The sequence below is a fragment of the Chitinimonas sp. genome (assembly GCF_041904975.1).
Lineage (GTDB): Bacteria > Pseudomonadota > Gammaproteobacteria > Burkholderiales > Chitinimonadaceae > Chitinimonas.
Genome location: NZ_JAYRLZ010000075.1, coordinates 1 through 16,841 on the forward strand (window position 1 = coordinate 1; position 16,841 = coordinate 16,841).

A 16,841-nucleotide genomic window follows, 5' to 3' on the forward strand; every position below is an offset into this window, starting at 1 on the left:
CGGCGCTTTTTTATTGACCCCTATGCGCGGGTCAAACAGACGGCCGCCATACCGGATTTCGCAACAATCAATTGATTTCAACAGGCATTCTTATTGCGAGAGCAATTCGGCATAGTGACGTCACCGCACCGAAACCACTCATTGGAGACCGCCATGACCGACATCACCATGTTCCATACCTCTACCTGCCCGTTCTGCGTACAAGCCGAGTCCCTGCTGCGCCGCAAGGGGATAGACAGCATCAACAAGGTCAATATCGGCCAATCGGTGCAATTGCGGGATGAAATGATCGCCCGAACCAATCGTCGTACCGTGCCGCAGATTTTTATCGGCGACCGGCATATCGGCGGCTATGACGACTTGGCCGCGCTAGAGCGTAGCGGCGAGCTCTCCGCCCTGCTCGGCAAATAGGTACAGGCGTAACCGGCTGCTTTACACTGCAGCCATGCGACGCAACGCAATTACCATTCTTGGCTTGTCGATCATTCACTTGATAGCCAGCTTACTCGCCTTCATGTGGTCGTTCGGGGTAACGAGCGACCGTTTTGATGGCCGCAAAGTAAGCTGGCTTTCAGCGCATTTTGCCGACGCTGCCTCAAGCCTGCTCAATTGGCCACTGCACACACTGCTGGACTTCGGATGGCTGCAAGGACTTCATTCGAACGCACTGTACTGGCTGCTTTCCATCATGCAGAGCCTGCTATGGGGCGCGATCGCGCTACTGCTGTTTCGTTGGCTGCGCAAACGCCTCAGGGCCATCCGCGTACAAGACTAAACGGGCGTTTCCTCGGCCGGCCATGCCTGCATGGCCAGCGCAGCGGCTTGCTCCAGCATAATGCGGTCGGCGCCATCATGTGCCTGTACCGCCATCCCTTGAATCACCAACGCAAAAAAGCTGGCAAGTAGCTTGGCATCCGCACTTGCCGGCAACTCACCGGCCGCGATACCGGCTTCCAGTCGTTGCTGCATCGCGGCAGTCGCCCCCAGTCTGATAGCCCTCAATTCGTCCACCATGCCCTGATTGACTGCCGCACTTTGCACATGGGCAGTCGCCACCATGCAACCCGGCGCATGGCCTGCACCGGTGAATTGGCGTGCCGCCCCCAGCAAGACCGCTTCGATTGCCGCACGCGCCGTGGTTTGCGCCTCCAGGGCCCGCACAAAATAATCGCCATGCTCCAGCTGATAGCGTGCGATGGCTTCGCGATACAAGGCATCTTTCGAGCCAAATGCTGCATACAGACTAGGCGGCGCAATACCCATCGCCTCGGTCAGCTGCGCGGTCGACGTACCCTCATAGCCTTGCCGCCAGAACAGATCCATTGCGATACCCAAGGCGCGCTCCCGATCAAATGCCCTGGGCCTGCCGGCACTGCGCTTTGCTTGACTCTCCATTACCCCTCCTTGGCCGGTCGCAGACCGGCGACCGAACAATATTGTATCAGACACTAATTTATTAGTTGACGGCATTCGATCGCGATCTTATTCTGTATCGGTCATTACATTATTAGGTGATCAAACATGAATTCCCTCCACTACACCCTGCAAGCCGGTGAACAGCGATTCGCCTTACGCACCGCGCAGCGTGACTTGCCGGCTCTCGCCGCCAATCAAGTACTGATCAAAGTAGGTGCTGCCAGCCTCAACTATCGCGATTGGCTGGTGCTACATGGTCTGCGCGACACGCGCTCTGGATTGACGCCGCTGTCGGATGCGGCCGGCACCGTGCTAGCGGTTGGCAGTGCCGTTACGCAATGGCAAGCCGGCGATCGCGTCAGCCCCGCCTTCTTTGCCGACTGGCACGATGGCTCCTTCAAGCCACAGCACATGGCCTCGGCACTGGGCGGCGCCAATCGGGACGGCGTCCTGGCGCAGCACATCATTGCCGATGCCGCATCCCTGGTTGCCGTGCCTGACCATCTCAGCCTGGAAGAAGCTGCCACCCTGCCCTGTGCCGGCGTCACCGCTTGGCATGCCCTGTTCGAGCGCGGCGCGCTGCAAGGCGGCGAGACTGTCCTGGTACAAGGCACCGGTGGCGTGGCCATGCTGGCGCTGCAACTGGCCAGCGCCGCCGGCGCCCGGGTGATTGTCACCTCGTCCTCGGATGAAAAACTGTCTCGCGCCCGCAAGCTGGGCGCCTGGCAAACCATCAACTACCGCGAGCGGGAAAACTGGGATGAAGTCGCCCTTGAGATGACCGATGGTGCCGGGGTGGATCACATCCTCGAACTAGGCGGGCCAACTACCTACACCCGCTCGCTCAATGCCATCGGTTATGGCGGACGCATTGCGCAAATCGGCGTGCTGAGCGGCTTTGATGCCGCGCCGCACATCACGCCGATGCAGTTCAAGAACGCCAGCATCAATGGCATCTGCGTCGGCTCGGTCAAGCACTACGAACGGCTGAACGCCTTTCTGACCAAGCATCGCATCCACCCGGTCATCGATCGACAGTTTGCCTTTGACGACGCCGAAGCGGCCTACACCACCCTCGCTGGCGCCTCGCACTTTGGCAAATTGGTTATCTCCACCAATTGAACAGCCAGGCAGATTTCGGTCGCGAACACTCTGCCTGAATCAACCGAACCGTAAACCACCAGCAAGGAACACCCGATGAGCACCTTCACCCTGCACAACGAAACCACCGCACCCGCAGCAAGTCAGCCACTTCTCGCTGCTGCAAAGTCCACCTATGGTTTCGTGCCCAATCTGTTTGCCGGCATGGCCGAGAGTCCAGCCCTGCTGGAAGGCTATATGACGCTGGCCGGCATTTTCGGCAAAACGGTACTGAGCGAAACCGAGCGACAAGTCATCATGATGACGGCCAACCGTATCAACGAGTGCCACTACTGCATGACAGCCCATTCGATGATTTCTGCCATGTCGGGCGTACCGGCCGATGTTGTGGAGGCCTTGCGTGCCGGCAGCAAGATTGCCGACCCCAAGCTGGAAGCCTTGCGCACCTTTACCGTACGCATGATGGAAAGCCGCGGCTGGCCAAGCGAGCAAGATCTCGCTGCACTTATCGCTGCCGGCTACACGCGCCAGACTGTACTTGAAGTAGTCCTCGGCCTCGGACTGAAGCTGCTGTCCAACTACACCAACCACATTGTGAAGACCCCGATCGACGCGGCCTTCACTGCACACACCTGGTCCCGGTAAGGAGCGCAAGGTGGCTGCCTATGTCGTTGTAACCATGGCAACAAAGTCGCCCGAGCACCTGCAACGCTATGCAGTATTGGCGCCGAAGACGCTCGCACCATTTGGCGGACAGGTGCTGATCAAGGCAAGGCCGGATGCGCTGCACGGCGAGCCCGATCACGACAGCATGCTGCTAATCGCCTTTCCGGACGCACAGCAAGCCAACGACTGGTATCGCTCAGCTGACTACCAAGCATTGATTCCGCTCAGGAATGAAGGCATGGCATCCCGCTTCCTGCTACTCGCCTGAGTGCCGACATCGGTCAGCACGACCTTGTCTGGCGCACAGCCCCGAGAGAAATCTCGGGGCTTTTTCTTTATCGGGCGCCGCGTACAAGTACGTGCGGTCGCTCTCTTGTTGCATGCCACGACCCAGACCCTCGCATTGCGCAGCGAGCCCCAAGGAAGGACAGGAACAGCGACCAGCCAGTCGCGGGCCGCAGCATACCGCGCGCAATGCATGCATATCGATGATCAGCGGGCCAAAAGCGACGCATTTTGTTCCACTTTTAGAAACAATGAATTTGCAAGCAAGCATATTCTTGATCAAGCCGAATAGGCGCATAGTGTCATCACTCGCAGCGCACCGCGATCAACCCCAAGTCAACCCAAGGAAACCGCCATGTCCAGCAATGCCGTCAAACTCTACTCCTTCCCACTTTCGGGCCATGCCCACCGCGCCCGCCTGGCCCTCTCCTTGCTCAAGGTGCCAACCGAACTGATCGAAGTCGATCTGCGCAAGGGCGAACACAAACAAGCCAGCTTTCTGGCCATGAATTCCTTCGGTCAGGTACCGGTCATCGACGACAACGGCACCATCGTGGCCGACTCCAATGCCATCCTGGTTTACCTTGCCAGCAAGTTCGGCGATGAAAGCTGGCTTCCGCGTGACCCGGCCGGCCAAGCCGCCGTGCAGCGCTGGTTGTCGGTTGCTGCCGGCCTGGTTGCGTTTGGCCCTGCAGCCGCACGCCTGGTAACGGTATTTGGCGCCGGCTTCAATGCCGAGGAAGTAATCGGTCGCTCGCACAACCTGCTCAAGGTGATGGAAGCGGAACTGGCATCCAAGTCCTTCCTGATCGCTAACAAGCCCAGCATTGCCGACATCGCTAACTACACTTACATCGCCCATGCACCGGAAGGCAATGTGTCGCTGGATGCGTATCCGAATGTACGTGCCTGGCTGGCGCGCATCGAGGCACTGCCTGGCTTCGTGCCGATGCAAAAGACCGCCGTTGGCCTCGCAGCCTGAGCAATGCAAGCAAGGGCGGCACCCGCCGCCCCGGTAAGGAAACCGGCATGAATGATCCCGTCAGCAGCAAATCTTCGCCATGGCATAGTGGCGAGCGGCAATTCCATCAGCGTATGGGTACCGTCGCGCAGATGGAGGCCATCGGCCAGCGAGTGATCCGCGACTTCATGCCGGACCAGCACCGCCAGTTCTTCCAGCAACTGCCATTCATCGCCATTGGTACGGTGGATGCACACGGGCGCCCATGGGCCAGCCTGATCGAAGGCCTGCCCGGCTTTATCCAGTCGCCCGACCCGCGCCAGCTCGATATCGGCGCGCTGCCAGGCAAGGGCGACCCTGCCCGGACTGCTATCGTCCTCGGTCAGCCGGTCGGCCTGTTGGGCATCGAATTGCACACGCGCCGCCGCAATCGCATGAATGGCACAGTAGGCCGGGCGAGTGGCAGCGCATTCAGCGTGCAGGTCGGTCATTCCTTTGGCAACTGCCCGCAATATATCCAGCACCGGGCGTTTTCATTCTCGCGCCCGCCGGCTGACGATGTAGCCGTAGCCATCGAAACACTGCCTGCCCTGGATGAGGATGCCTGCACACTGATACGCGGCGCCGATACCTTTTTTGTTGCCAGCTACCATCCGGGCGATGCAGAACACCCCGATGCCGCCGTCGATGTATCGCACCGAGGTGGCAAGCCCGGCTTTGTGCACATCGATGGCGACACGCTGACCATTCCCGACTTTGCCGGCAATCTGCATTTCAACACCTTCGGCAATTTTCTGGTCAACCCCAAGGCCGGCCTGGTATTCATCGACTTCACCAACGGCGACATGCTGCAACTGAGCGGCAGTGCCGAGATCGACTTCGACAGCCCGCAAATCCAGGCCTTTCAAGGCGCCGAGCGGCTTTGGCGCGTCAAGGTCGAGCAACTGGTGCGCCGGCGTGGCGCACTGGCACTACGTTGGCAATTGGGTGAGTTTTCGCCGAACAGTCTGATGACCGGATCATGGGAAGACGCTGCCGCCAAACTGCAGGCCGCCGCCCTGCGCGATGCCTGGCGCCCATTCCGGCTAAGCCGGGTGGTGGACGAGAGCAGCGTGGTGCGTTCTTTCTATCTTGAGCCAGCCGATAACCATGGCATCGCGCCGTTCCTGGCCGGCCAGCATCTGCCGATACGCCTGCAACTGCCAGGACAGGATAAACCGGTCATCCGCACCTATACGCTATCGCAAGCGCCATCGGATGGTGGCTACCGTATCAGCGTGAAACGTGATGGCCTGGTATCGCAGTACCTGCATGATCAGTTAAAGCCGGGCGACCTGCTCGATGCACGCGCCCCGCAAGGCAGCTTTACCGTGGATGCCGGCGAGCGACGACCCTTGGTGCTGTTGGCAGGCGGCATTGGCATTACGCCAATGCTGGCCATGCTGCGCCATGTGGTGTTCGAAGGCCTGCGCAAACGTCGGGTGCGCCCGACCTGGCTGTTCTATGCAACGCGCACGGTCGAAGAGCGCGCCTTTGACGCCGAACTGGCCCAATTGGCGCAACAGGGTGGCATAGCCGTTCGCATCGTCCGCCTCGCCAGCCAGCCGGCGCCCCAGCACCAGCAAGGGCGCGACTATGAAGCGCAAGGCCGTATCGATACCAGCTTGCTCAAATCATTGCTGCCATTCGACGACTTTGACTTCTACCTGTGCGGACCGAGCGCCTTTACCCAGTCGCTATACGACGGGCTGCGAGCCATGCGCATCAATGATGAGCGCATCTTTGCCGAAGCATTCGGTCCATCGGGCCTGGTCCGCCAAGCAGACCATGCCAGCAAGCCGGCACTGCCGGCCATCGCCGACACGCCAGCTACTGTGCTGTTCAGCGAATCGGGCAAGGAGGCTCGCTGGGAGCCGGGCAGCGGCAGCCTGCTTGACCTGGCCGAGCAACGCGGCCTGAGCCCGGAATTCGGCTGCCGCAACGGCAGCTGCGGCACCTGTCGCACCAAGGTGATCGAGGGTGAAGTCAGCTACGCCCAAGCGCCTGGCTATACGCCGGCGGCTGACGAAGCACTGATCTGCTGTGCCATGCCCGCCAAGCGCGATGGCAAGGCACGCATTGTGTTGAAGCTGTAACAACAAGGCAGCCCGAGAACGCTCGCTACACTCAATATCCTTTTAAGAGCGGCGCCGCCCCGCGCCTCCTCTGCCGCAGGAGAGGCAGGGAGGGGATGGGTTAAACGCTATGGTCTGAACACCAACCCTTTTCCCCTCCCCTTCCAAGCCCGAAGAGGCTCCGCCACCCTGCAGAGCCGAGGCCAGCGGATTACTTGGCGACGAACTGCTCGCCCACCCAGTGCTTGAACGCTTCCATATTGTGCGGACGACCGAGGAAGTCGCGCGCCAGCTCGGCTGCAGGCTTGGTGGCACCGGGGTTGATTACCGTCTTGCGGTACTTGGCAGCGGCCGGGCCATCCAGCGGATGCTGTTTGTCGAACTGGGAATAGAAGTCCAGCGCAATCACCTTGTCCAGCACATAGGTGTAGTAGTTCGATGCATAGCCGGTCAGATGGGTAAAGCTGGCGTACATGCGGTCACCCTCGACAAACTCGAAAGGGCTGTAGCGCGCGGCGGCTTCATGCAATTGCGCATCGAGGTCAACCTTGTCGGCCGGGCGATCATGCAGCGCCAGCGATAGCGAGGCGTAATACAACTGGCGCTGTGCCCAGTAACCACGGGCAAAGGCACCGGCAGCATTCATGCGATCCACCACCGCCGCCGGAATCACTTCCTTGCTCTGGTAGTGCTTGGCAAACGGCGCCAGCACGGTGCGACTGCGGAAGAACTCTTCCAGCATTTGCGACGGCGCTTCGACAAAGTCGCCCTCGACATTGAAGCCGCCCTGCGCCGACCAGGTGTTCTGGCTGCCCAGGATATGGTGCATCAGGTGACCGAATTCATGGAAATAGGTCACCACCTCGTCGTACTGCATCAGACCCGGATCGCCCGCCACGCCGCCGGAGAAATTACAGATCAGCAAGCCTTCCGGAATCTGCCGGCCCTTGATGCCGGGCGTCACGGGTGCAGCGGAGAACCATTTGTCCTTACCTTCACGCGGATGCATATCGAGGTAGATACGGCCCACCGCCTTGCCATGGTCGATCACATCATAGGTAGTGACCGAGGCATCCCACACCGGCGCATCCTTCACTGCCTTGAACTCGACCTTGAAGATCTTGGCTGCCGCGCCAAGCACGCCCTGCTCGACCTGGTCGTAAGGGAAGTAAGGCCGGACCGACTGGGCGTCAAAATCATAATTGGCGCGGCGATATTGCTCCATCCAGTAGCGGCTGTCCGACTGCGGAATGGTCTTGATGGCCGGGTCGCGTTGCTGGGCAAAGGCCAGCAATTTGGCGTATTCCTTGCCCTTGGCCTCACGCGAGGCCTGGTCGACCTGGTCGAACAGGGTGCGCACAAAGGCGGCATTGCCGCTCATCTGGTCGGCCGTCGCCATATCGGCATAGGTCTTGAAACCGAGCAGGCCGGCAAGTTCCTGGCGTGCCGCCAGGATGTCGAGCAAGACCTGCTTGTTGGCCGGATAGGCGCGGGTGTTGTAGGCCAGATGCATGCGCCGGCGCAGATCGCCGCTCTTGGCAAAATCCATCACCGGGGTGTAATCGGGCGAATCGGTAGTCAGCGTGTATTTGCCATCGGCATCGGGCTTGTGGCGGGCGATATAGTCGTCCGGCAGGCCATCGAGCTCGGCGCGGGTAGCGCTGACCTTTTGCACGCCATCTTGCACATTGCGGCCAAATGCCAGGGAGAGCTGGGTGATCTTGTCCTGCAGGGCATGGATGCGGGCGCGGGTAGCATCATCCTTGTCCACCCCGGCCAGGCGATACTGCAGCAAGGTGCGCTTCAGATACTGGCGGGTAGCGGCATCCTTCACCGATTGCGGAATCTCGCTCAGCGCCTTGTACACCTTCTGGTTCAGGCTCAAGTCCGACACCACACTGGAAATCTTCTGGTTCAGTGCCTGCGCCTTGTCGCGCAAGGCGGGCTGATTGCCGACGGCATACAGGATATACGCCTGGTTGCCGGCAATCGCCAATTCGTTCTGGGCATCGTCAAACGGCTTCAGGGTGTTTTCGACGGTACGCTTGCCTTTCACTGCCAACAGCTTGTCGAGATCGGCCTGGGCGGCTGCCAGATGGCTGTCTACCCACTTCTCCAGTGCAGCCGGATCATTGGCACCTACCCAGGCATGCAAGGGGTCGGCCGACGACGTTGCCGCCTGTGCGGGTGTACCCAGCATGGCAAGCGCGCCGGCGAGCGCCGCAATGGAAAAAACGGATCGACTGCGTCGAGAGGTCAGGAACATGGCAGAACTCCATCGGGCAAGACAGGCGCGAATGACGCCAGTCAGTAAGCGGTGATTGGTCGGAACGCCGGCAATGCCGGGGTGGCGGCATGATAGTGCCGTTTTCCCAAACTCAACAAATGCAATACCCATCCTGTTTGCAAATGTGGTGCGCGAGTCAGCTCCACCCACAAAGCCGATATAATGTGCTGGCGTAAACCGGTGCCAGCAAGTGCTGGCCGCCTTCTTGCGTTTGCCGCGCTGGCTGATGCTGCAGCAGACTGTTCCCTTATTGCATCGGCAACTCCCCGCCTTTACCGGACCGATACAACCATGTTGCTTGGCATCTTCTACGCGGTCGCGGCCGGTATGGCCTGGGGCACCGCCTTTGTCGCCCCCTTGATGCTGCCCGACTCTCCGGCACTGCTGCTGTCACTGGGCCGCTATGTGGCGTTTGGCCTGATTGCCCTGGCTGCAGGCTGGATTGAGCGCGATGCGCTGCGCCAGCTCAGTCGGGCAGACTGGCTGGAAGCCAGCAAGTTGGCGGCCATCGGCAACCTGCTCTACTACCTGTGCCTGGCCAGCGCCATCCAGTACGCCGGCGCCCCCTTGCCGACCATGATCATCGGTACCCTGCCGGTGTTGATTGCCATTACCGCCAACCTGCGCAATGTAGAGCGCGATGGCCGCCTGCCCTGGTCCCGGCTGTTGCCGCCGCTATCGCTGATCCTGCTCGGCATCGCCTGCGTCAATCAGTCGGAGCTGAATGCCCTGCGCGCCGCCCATGGCGATATCGGCCGCTATCTTTTGGGTGGCGTACTGGCCTGTGTGGCGGCGGCCTGCTGGACCTGGTATCCCTTGCGCAATGCCGACTGGCTGCGCGCTCACCCGGATCGCCAGCCACGCGCCTGGGCCAATGCACAGGGCATCGTCACCCTGCCGATGGGGCTGGTGGGTTTTGCCCTGCTGGCACTCGCCTCACCCTGGCTGCCATCTGCCTATGCCGCGCCCTTGGGCCACCATCCACTGGCTTACCTCGGCGTCGTCGCCATGCTCGGCATCGTCACCTCCTGGCTGGGCACCCTGTTCTGGAATGAAGCCAGCCCGCGCCTGCCGACCTCGCTGGCCGGCCAACTGATCGTTTTCGAAACCCTGGCCGCACTGGGCTTTGCCTATCTGTGGCGCGGCGATCCTCCCTCGCTCCTCACCCAGGCCGGCATTGCCTTGCTGATCACCGGCGTGGTGTGGGCGGTACGCAGCCACCAAAAGCCAGCAACAGCAACGTGACAGGGTTGGCCCGTAGCGACCCTTGAAATGGCGCGCCCCGTACCCCAACTAGTCCTCATACACCGACTATCGAGGAGTGCGCACCATGCGTTTCGACAAGCTGACCACCAAATTCCAGCAAGCCTTGGGCGAGGCGCAGAGCCTGGCGCTGGCCAACGACAACCCCTATATCGAACCGCAGCACACGCTGGCGGCCTTGCTGGCCGACGCCGATTCCGGCGCCGCTTCGCTGCTGGCGCGTGCCGGCGTCAATGTCAATCCACTGCGCACCGCGCTCGATGGCGCGATCAAGCGGCTGACCCAGGTACAGGGCAATGGCGGCGAGATCTCTGTCTCGAAAGAGCTGGCCAATCTGCTCAACCTGACCGACAAAGCCGCCATGAAACGCGGCGACCAGTTTATTTCCAGCGACCTGTTCTTGCTGGCACTGACCGAGGACAAGGGCGAAACCGGCCGTCTGCTGAAGGAATACGGCGGCAAGAAAGAGCCGATCGAGGCGGCCATCAATGCGGTACGCGGCGGCGAATCGGTGAATAGCCAGGACGCTGAAGAAAAACGCGAAGCGCTGAGCAAGTACACGCTGGACCTGACCGAGCGCGCCCGCCTGGGCAAGCTCGACCCGGTAATTGGCCGCGATGACGAGATCCGCCGCGCTATCCAGGTGCTGCAACGCCGCACCAAGAACAACCCGGTGCTGATCGGCGAGCCCGGCGTGGGCAAGACCGCCATTGTCGAAGGCCTGGCGCAGCGCATTGTGAATGGCGAGGTACCGGAGTCGCTCAAGCACAAGAAGCTGCTGGTGCTCGACCTGGCCGCCCTGCTGGCCGGCGCCAAATACCGTGGCGAATTCGAGGAACGCCTCAAGGCGGTGCTCAATGAACTGGCCAAGGATGAAGGCAATACCATCGTGTTCATCGATGAATTGCACACCATGGTGGGCGCAGGCAAGGCTGAGGGGGCGATGGATGCCGGCAATATGCTCAAGCCGGCGCTGGCGCGCGGCGAATTGCACTGCCTGGGCGCCACCACCCTGGACGAATACCGTAAATACATCGAGAAAGACGCCGCACTGGAGCGGCGCTTCCAGAAAGTGCTGGTGGGCGAGCCGTCGGTAGAAGACACCATCGCCATTCTGCGCGGCCTGCAGGAGCGCTATGAAATCCACCATGGCGTGGAGATCACCGATCCGGCCATTGTGGCGGCGGCGGAGTTGTCGAACCGCTATATCACCGACCGCTTCCTGCCCGACAAGGCCATCGACCTGATCGACGAGGCGGCGGCCCGCATCAAGATGGAAATCGACTCCAAGCCGGAAGTCATGGACAAGCTGGAGCGCCGGGTGATTCAGCTCAAGATCGAGCGCGAGGCGGTGAAGAAGGAGAAGGACGAAGCCTCGCAACGCCGCCTTGGTCTGATCGAGACTGAAATCGCTGAGCTGGAAAAGGAATACTCCGACCTCGAAGAAATCTGGAAGGCGGAAAAATCGTCGGTGCTCGGCACCCAGGCGATCCGCGAGGAGATCGACAAGTTGCGTGCCGATATGCAGGAACTGCAACGCAAGGGCGATCTGGGCAAGGTGGCCGAGCTGCAGTACGGCAAGCTGCCCGAGCTGGAAAAGCGCCTGCATGCGGCCGAGGCCTCCGAGGGCAGCGAGCAGAAAACGCGACTATTGCGCACCCAGGTCGGCGCCGAAGAAATCGCCGAGGTGGTGAGCCGCGCTACCGGCATTCCGGTCAGCAAGATGATGGAGGGCGAGCGCGACAAGCTGCTGAAGATGGAAGAGGCGCTGCACCGCCGCGTGGTGGGTCAGGACGAAGCCGTCACCCTGGTGGCCGACGCCATCCGCCGTTCGCGCTCGGGCCTCGCTGACCCGAACAAACCCTATGGCTCCTTCCTGTTCCTTGGCCCCACCGGCGTCGGCAAGACCGAGCTATGCAAGGCGCTGGCCGGCTTTATGTTCGATTCGGAAGAACATCTGATCCGCATCGATATGAGCGAATTCATGGAAAAGCACTCGGTGAGCCGCTTGATTGGCGCGCCTCCCGGCTATGTCGGCTATGAGGAAGGCGGCACGCTCACCGAGGCGGTGCGCCGCAAGCCTTACTCGGTAATCCTGTTCGACGAGGTGGAAAAAGCCCATCCGGATGTATTCAATGTGCTGCTGCAGGTGCTGGACGATGGCCGCCTCACCGATGGCCAGGGACGCACGGTCGACTTCAAGAACACGGTGATCGTGATGACGTCGAACCTTGGCAGTCACCAGATCCAGGCGATGGCCGATGCTGACTACCAGGTGGTGAAGCTGGCGGTGATGGCAGAGGTGAAAACCCATTTCCGGCCGGAATTCATCAACCGCATCGACGAGGTGGTGGTATTCCACGCCCTGGGCGCCGCGCAGATCAAGGGCATTGCCCGCATCCAGCTGCAAAGGTTGGAGGGGCGGCTGGCTGCGCTGGAAATGGGCCTGCAGGTTAGCGATGCGGCGCTCAGCCATATCGCCGAAGCCGGTTTCGACCCGATCTACGGCGCGCGGCCCTTGAAGCGCGCCATTCAGTCCGAGATTGAGAACCCGCTATCCAAAGCGATCCTGGCTGGCCAGTTCGGCCCGAAAGACACGGTGGTAGTGGATTTGCGCGAGGGCAAGCTCGGCTTTGGCAAGCCCAGCTAAGGTCAACAAGGCGACATTGAATGGCAAAGGCCCCGAGCTTGTGCGGGGCCTTTGTATTTGCCACCGCGCGCTATTCAACGCCAGCGCGCCTCGATTTCGGCAAATTCGCCGCTCTTTCGTACCTTGTCGAGGCCTTGCTCAAACAGGGCAACATAGCGCGCGCTATCGGGATAATGCTTGGAGAACGAGATATACAGCGGCAATTCATCGAGCTGCCCCACTGCTACCAGCTTGTCGCCGAACTCACTGGCATGCTCCTTGATCAGCCGGCTACCTACCCGATCATAGGCCAGGGCAAAGTCGGTAAACCCGGCCAGTAATTTGCGAAAGCCGCTAAGGTCGGTCGGCGATACATCACGTATCACCTTCTTGTTGCCATCGAAACTGGCCCCATACTCATAGCCATTGCTGACCGCCACCCGCTTGCCCTCCAGCTGGGCGATGCCGACATTGCGCAATTTGCTGTCGGAGCGCGCATAAATCAGCAAGCGACTGGAAAACATCGGCTCGCGATGCCAGAGAAAGTCTGCCTCGATCAGACTGGAGCGCACCGTATCGAAGCAGCCAAGCAACTTGCCATCCTTGACCTGCTTGTTGCAGCGCGCATAGGGCAGCGGATCAAAATTGACATTGACATTGACTGCCGCATACGCCGCGCGGATCAGGTCGACGCTGAAACCCTTGGCTTGACCATTGATATTGGCGGAATAGGGATACCAGTCGTCTTCGGCACCGAGTGTGATGGTCTCGGCATGGGAAAAGCTAGGCAAGGCAAGGCAGAACACCAGCAGGCAGTTGAAGATGATGCGCATCGGCAGCCTCCGCTTTCATGGCATTCCAGCCGGTCTGATTTATAGACCAGGCTCGTCTGGCACGCCCAGTTCGCCTACTCAGTCCCAGCCCATTGCCGCATCAGCGCCAAGCGGCGGCAGGGACGCCGCCGCTACCATGACAACAGCCCCGGCCAAGCCGGCGCTATGGCCGAGGCCCACTCAGTTGGTCTTGAACGCCACCGCCATATAGCGGCCACCGCCACCCAGCAAGGCAACCGAATAAGCGCCATTGGCAACCACAGCCACACCGGTATTGCCAAACGAGGCCAGCTCGCGCAAGGAACCTGCCGCCACGAAGGAGACCGGCGTGGAGGGCAGATCGACATCGAGCACGGCATCCTTACCCGGCGCCAGCGCGGCGACCTTGGGCAGGAAATTCACCAGCACGTCGGCGCTCTGGTCACTGCTGGCATTGATAAAGCGCACCTTGGCGCGACCGGTAGTCACCGGCAGGCCATTGTCTTCCACCACAAAGCTGGAGGCAGCGCCTTGGGTGCCGCTGAAATACACGGTGTAATCACGCCCTGCCTGGAAGTTGCCGCTCCACTTGGCATATTCGCCGCCATTGACCGACAAGGTGAGGCTGTGAGCGCCCGGCGCCACCATTTGATATTCGCTGACATTGCCGAATGGCAGGGCAATTCCGGTGGCCTTGCCGTCGAGACCGATTGCGGATGCAATGCCTGCCGCAGCCGGCACGGCTCCCTGCACCACGCGCACTCGGGCCGCATTGCTCGGAATGACCTGGACGACCTCACTATCGGGCCGCACCAGCATCAGGGTGGGCAGCTGGGCGCTGCCGACGCTGTACATCACCATGGTGTAGGCAGCCTGCGAATCGAACGCCACCGTGCCATCGAACATCACATTCTTGGTATTGGTGGTGGTGAGGCGCACCCGATAGCTGCCGGAGGCAATCTCCGGAGCGGGCCGGCTCAATGCGCTGTTTGGCGTACCGACGACGGTGGGAGTCCGGGTCGCGATATCATCGTTCGGCCCGGTCAGGTACACGTCGAACAAGCCCAGCACTGACGAAGCGGTAAAGGTACGAATGACCGACTTCCCGCCATTGATCGAGAAGGTTTCGTCGGCAACGAGCAAGCCGCTGTTGCCGGCATTGGTAGGCAAGAGGTAAACCGTATTGCGCGACTTCTGGGCAACACTCTGAAGCAAAAACGAGGCGACGGAAGCCTTGGCGGCATTGGTGACATTGACACTGTAACTACCCGCCCAGTCTATCTGCTGGAAGCCGGTATTCTTCTGAAAGCCCAAGGCCGGAAAACTCGATGCCACGCTCAAGGTGGTGGCAAGGGCATCCTGATCTGGCAGCAGGCTGATAAAGCGCAGATAGGGCCTGATCACCCCATCCTTCTTCGATTCACAGCCGGTAAGGCTGGCACCGCTACCCAGCAGCAGTGCGCTGCCACCCATCAGTTGCATGAATGTTCTTCTTTGCATTACCACATCTCCGATCAAATAAGGCGACCCGCATAGAGCGGCCCAGCGAAGCTGACCTGCATTCACAGGCAATGGTTCCGGGCGTGCTGCGCGTTGCGGCGAGACGATACACGTCGGCAGCGACAAACAAAACGGATTATTGCAGTGCCATGCCGGATGGCGTACCCGCAGCGTCCGCCTGGCCGCACTGGCGATCAACGATTGCCGCGATCCGCCAGTTTGTCCTGTGTGTTGTTGTCGAAGTCGCTGGCAGCATGGCGCTCGTGTAGTTGGCCAGCCGGGTCGCCCCAGGTGCGATTGACCTTGCGGCCGCGCTGCACCGCCGGCCGAGCAGCAATCTGTGCCGCCCAGCGCTGCACATGGGCGTAGCCCTGCACCTGCAAGAACTCGGCGACACCATATAGCTCGCCCAGCGCCAGCACGCCATACCAGGGCCACACGGCAATATCGGCAATGGTGTAGTGCTCGCCGGCCAGATAGTTGCTTTCGGCCAGGCGGCGGTCCAGCACATCGAGCTGGCGCTTGGCCTCCATGGCAAAGCGGTCGATGGCGTATTCGATCTTGTACGGCGCATAGGCGTAAAAGTGCCCGAGCCCGCCACCCAGATAAGGCGCGCTACCCATCTGCCAGAACAACCAGGACAGGCAACAGGCACGCTCGGCCGGATCGGTTGGCACAAAGGCGCCAAATTTCTCGGCCAGATACAGCAAGATGGCACCAGACTCGAACACCGGTATCGGCTCGGCACCGCTGCAATCGAGCAAGGCCGGAATCTTGGAATTGGGATTGAGCTCCACAAAGCCGCTACCGAACTGATCGCCCTCGCTGATGCGGATCGGCCAGGCATCGTATTCGGCACCGGCGTGGCCCAGCGCCAGCAACTCTTCCAGCATGGTGCTGACCTTTACCCCATTCGGAGTCGCCAGCGAATACAGCTGCAAGGGATGCTGGCCGCGCGGCAATACCTTCTCATGGGTGGGCCCGGCGATCGGCCGGTTGGTACTGGCAAACTGGCCACCATTGGGCTGCTTCCAGGTCCACACTTTGGGCGGGACATAGGCGGCGTTGGATTCACTCATGCGGCTTGCTCCTGCTAGGTTGGGATCGTTATTGCTTTGCGTTCGAGCAACCCGCTGCCGCACTGTGAGTGACTGACTGTCTGTGTGCCGGAATCAGCAAATGGCGCGGCAAAGAGCGGCAGCGGGCGGGGCGGGTCGTTCGCCTGCTCCAGCATGCACATCGGGCAGCCGGTGCAAGGCACAGCCGACTTCTGCAGTCATCACCCGGCGGATTGGGTCTTACTTCTTGCTGACTTCACGAATCGCATCGCGAAAATCATCGACATCCTGAAAACTGCGATATACCGAGGCGAAGCGGATATAGGCCACCTTGTCGAGCTTGGCGAGCTCGGCCATCACCATCTCGCCGATGCGGCGCGAATCGATTTCGCGCTCGCCGATACTCAGCACTTTCTGGTCGATGCGGGCAATCGCTTCATCCACCAGCTGGGTCGGCACCGGTCGCTTGTGCAGGGCGCGCTGAAAGCTGACCCTGACCTTGCTGCTGTCGTAGTCAGCGCGATTGCCATTGGCCTTGACCACCTGCGGCGCGCGCACCTCGGCCACTTCAAAGGTGGTGAAACGCTTGTCGCAGGCGCTGCAACGGCGCCGGCGACGAATGCTGTCGCCCTCTTCGGATAGCCGGGTGTCGGCAACCTGGGTATCGGGCGAACCACAGAACGGACACTTCATCGAGCTCTCCTGCCATGCGAACTGGCGCATTCTACCTGCACAGGGCCAAAGTCTCC

15 protein-coding genes are annotated in these 16,841 nt (G+C 60.8%); 9 read left to right on the forward strand and 6 right to left on the reverse strand.

The genetic code is table 11. From position 1 onward, the window contains the following. Positions 1 to 153: 153 nt before the first annotated feature. Both grxC and ACE3OH_RS09230 read left to right on the forward strand, forming a co-directional pair. Positions 154 to 411: a glutaredoxin 3 gene (grxC, locus tag ACE3OH_RS09225; protein WP_374351142.1), complete on the forward strand. Its 258-nt coding sequence runs from the start codon at positions 154 to 156 to the stop codon at positions 409 to 411. A 34-nt stretch (positions 412 to 445) separates the two neighbouring features. Beyond that, on the forward strand, positions 446 to 775 hold the full coding sequence (locus ACE3OH_RS09230) for a hypothetical protein (RefSeq protein WP_374351144.1): 330 nt from the start codon (positions 446 to 448) through the stop codon (positions 773 to 775). On the opposite strand, the gene ACE3OH_RS09235 is transcribed toward ACE3OH_RS09230, so the two are convergent. Beyond that, positions 772 to 1,335: a TetR/AcrR family transcriptional regulator gene (locus ACE3OH_RS09235; protein WP_374351146.1), complete on the reverse strand. Its 564-nt coding sequence runs from the start codon at positions 1,333 to 1,335 to the stop codon at positions 772 to 774. The genes ACE3OH_RS09230 and ACE3OH_RS09235 overlap by 4 nt on opposite strands. 186 nt (positions 1,336 to 1,521) lie before the next feature. Here ACE3OH_RS09235 and ACE3OH_RS09240 point away from each other — a divergent pair, with 186 nt between their 5' ends. From ACE3OH_RS09240 to ACE3OH_RS09260, 5 genes are all read left to right on the forward strand, one after another. Further along, positions 1,522 to 2,538: an NAD(P)-dependent alcohol dehydrogenase gene (locus ACE3OH_RS09240; protein WP_374351148.1), complete on the forward strand. Its 1,017-nt coding sequence runs from the start codon at positions 1,522 to 1,524 to the stop codon at positions 2,536 to 2,538. A gap of 75 nt (positions 2,539 to 2,613) precedes the next feature. Beyond that, on the forward strand, positions 2,614 to 3,162 hold the full coding sequence (locus tag ACE3OH_RS09245; protein ID WP_374351150.1) for a carboxymuconolactone decarboxylase family protein: 549 nt from the start codon (positions 2,614 to 2,616) through the stop codon (positions 3,160 to 3,162). A gap of 10 nt (positions 3,163 to 3,172) precedes the next feature. Then, positions 3,173 to 3,451, forward strand: coding sequence for a DUF1330 domain-containing protein (locus tag ACE3OH_RS09250; RefSeq protein WP_374351152.1), 279 nt, complete (start codon positions 3,173 to 3,175; stop codon positions 3,449 to 3,451). Between the two features lie 372 nt (positions 3,452 to 3,823). After that, positions 3,824 to 4,450, forward strand: coding sequence for a glutathione S-transferase family protein (locus ACE3OH_RS09255; RefSeq protein ID WP_374351155.1), 627 nt, complete (start codon positions 3,824 to 3,826; stop codon positions 4,448 to 4,450). Positions 4,451 to 4,497: 47 nt separating this feature from the next. Further along, positions 4,498 to 6,564: a pyridoxamine 5'-phosphate oxidase family protein gene (locus ACE3OH_RS09260; protein WP_374351157.1), complete on the forward strand. Its 2,067-nt coding sequence runs from the start codon at positions 4,498 to 4,500 to the stop codon at positions 6,562 to 6,564. Positions 6,565 to 6,754: 190 nt separating this feature from the next. Here the strand turns inward: ACE3OH_RS09260 and ACE3OH_RS09265 are convergent, their stop codons facing one another. Beyond that, on the reverse strand, positions 6,755 to 8,809 hold the full coding sequence (locus ACE3OH_RS09265) for a M3 family metallopeptidase (RefSeq protein ID WP_374351159.1): 2,055 nt from the start codon (positions 8,807 to 8,809) through the stop codon (positions 6,755 to 6,757). Between the two features lie 312 nt (positions 8,810 to 9,121). Between ACE3OH_RS09265 and ACE3OH_RS09270 the strand changes: the two genes are divergently transcribed. Together ACE3OH_RS09270 and clpB are read left to right on the forward strand one after the other, a co-directional pair. Further along, a complete protein-coding gene (locus tag ACE3OH_RS09270; RefSeq protein WP_374351161.1) occupies positions 9,122 to 10,075 on the forward strand; it encodes a DMT family transporter in 954 nt (317 codons plus the stop codon). Positions 10,076 to 10,160: 85 nt separating this feature from the next. Beyond that, entirely contained in the window at positions 10,161 to 12,743 is a 2,583-nt protein-coding gene (gene clpB, locus ACE3OH_RS09275; protein WP_374351163.1) for an ATP-dependent chaperone ClpB, read from the forward strand. A 74-nt stretch (positions 12,744 to 12,817) separates the two neighbouring features. Here the strand turns inward: clpB and ACE3OH_RS09280 are convergent, their stop codons facing one another. From ACE3OH_RS09280 to nrdR, 4 genes are all read right to left on the reverse strand, one after another. Further along, a complete protein-coding gene (locus tag ACE3OH_RS09280; protein ID WP_374351165.1) occupies positions 12,818 to 13,555 on the reverse strand; it encodes a substrate-binding periplasmic protein in 738 nt (245 codons plus the stop codon). A gap of 180 nt (positions 13,556 to 13,735) precedes the next feature. Continuing rightward, positions 13,736 to 15,016 carry a DUF4397 domain-containing protein gene (locus tag ACE3OH_RS09285; protein WP_374351167.1) on the reverse strand — a complete coding sequence of 427 codons (1,281 nt, stop codon included), beginning with the start codon at positions 15,014 to 15,016 and terminating at the stop codon, positions 13,736 to 13,738. Positions 15,017 to 15,228: 212 nt separating this feature from the next. Further along, positions 15,229 to 16,113 carry a glutathione-dependent disulfide-bond oxidoreductase gene (yghU, locus tag ACE3OH_RS09290; RefSeq protein WP_374351169.1) on the reverse strand — a complete coding sequence of 295 codons (885 nt, stop codon included), beginning with the start codon at positions 16,111 to 16,113 and terminating at the stop codon, positions 15,229 to 15,231. Between the two features lie 219 nt (positions 16,114 to 16,332). Beyond that, positions 16,333 to 16,785: a transcriptional regulator NrdR gene (nrdR, locus tag ACE3OH_RS09295; RefSeq protein ID WP_374351171.1), complete on the reverse strand. Its 453-nt coding sequence runs from the start codon at positions 16,783 to 16,785 to the stop codon at positions 16,333 to 16,335. Between the last annotated feature and the right edge of the window lie 56 nt (positions 16,786 to 16,841).

Bases quoted from the DNA above. Each gene is read 5' to 3' on its own strand.
- grxC (WP_374351142.1), top strand. From the start codon at position 154: ATGACCGACATCACCATGTTCCATACCTCTACCTGCCCGTTCTGCGTA.
- ACE3OH_RS09230 (WP_374351144.1), top strand. From the start codon at position 446: ATGCGACGCAACGCAATTACCATTCTTGGCTTGTCGATCATTCACTTG.
- ACE3OH_RS09240 (WP_374351148.1), top strand. From the start codon at position 1,522: ATGAATTCCCTCCACTACACCCTGCAAGCCGGTGAACAGCGATTCGCC.
- ACE3OH_RS09245 (WP_374351150.1), top strand. From the start codon at position 2,614: ATGAGCACCTTCACCCTGCACAACGAAACCACCGCACCCGCAGCAAGT.
- ACE3OH_RS09255 (WP_374351155.1), top strand. From the start codon at position 3,824: ATGTCCAGCAATGCCGTCAAACTCTACTCCTTCCCACTTTCGGGCCAT.
- ACE3OH_RS09260 (WP_374351157.1), top strand. From the start codon at position 4,498: ATGAATGATCCCGTCAGCAGCAAATCTTCGCCATGGCATAGTGGCGAG.
- ACE3OH_RS09265 (WP_374351159.1), bottom strand. From the start codon at position 8,809: ATGTTCCTGACCTCTCGACGCAGTCGATCCGTTTTTTCCATTGCGGCG.
- ACE3OH_RS09270 (WP_374351161.1), top strand. From the start codon at position 9,122: ATGTTGCTTGGCATCTTCTACGCGGTCGCGGCCGGTATGGCCTGGGGC.
- clpB (WP_374351163.1), top strand. From the start codon at position 10,161: ATGCGTTTCGACAAGCTGACCACCAAATTCCAGCAAGCCTTGGGCGAG.
- ACE3OH_RS09280 (WP_374351165.1), bottom strand. From the start codon at position 13,555: ATGCGCATCATCTTCAACTGCCTGCTGGTGTTCTGCCTTGCCTTGCCT.
- ACE3OH_RS09285 (WP_374351167.1), bottom strand. From the start codon at position 15,016: ATGCAACTGATGGGTGGCAGCGCACTGCTGCTGGGTAGCGGTGCCAGC.
- yghU (WP_374351169.1), bottom strand. From the start codon at position 16,113: ATGAGTGAATCCAACGCCGCCTATGTCCCGCCCAAAGTGTGGACCTGG.
- nrdR (WP_374351171.1), bottom strand. From the start codon at position 16,785: ATGAAGTGTCCGTTCTGTGGTTCGCCCGATACCCAGGTTGCCGACACC.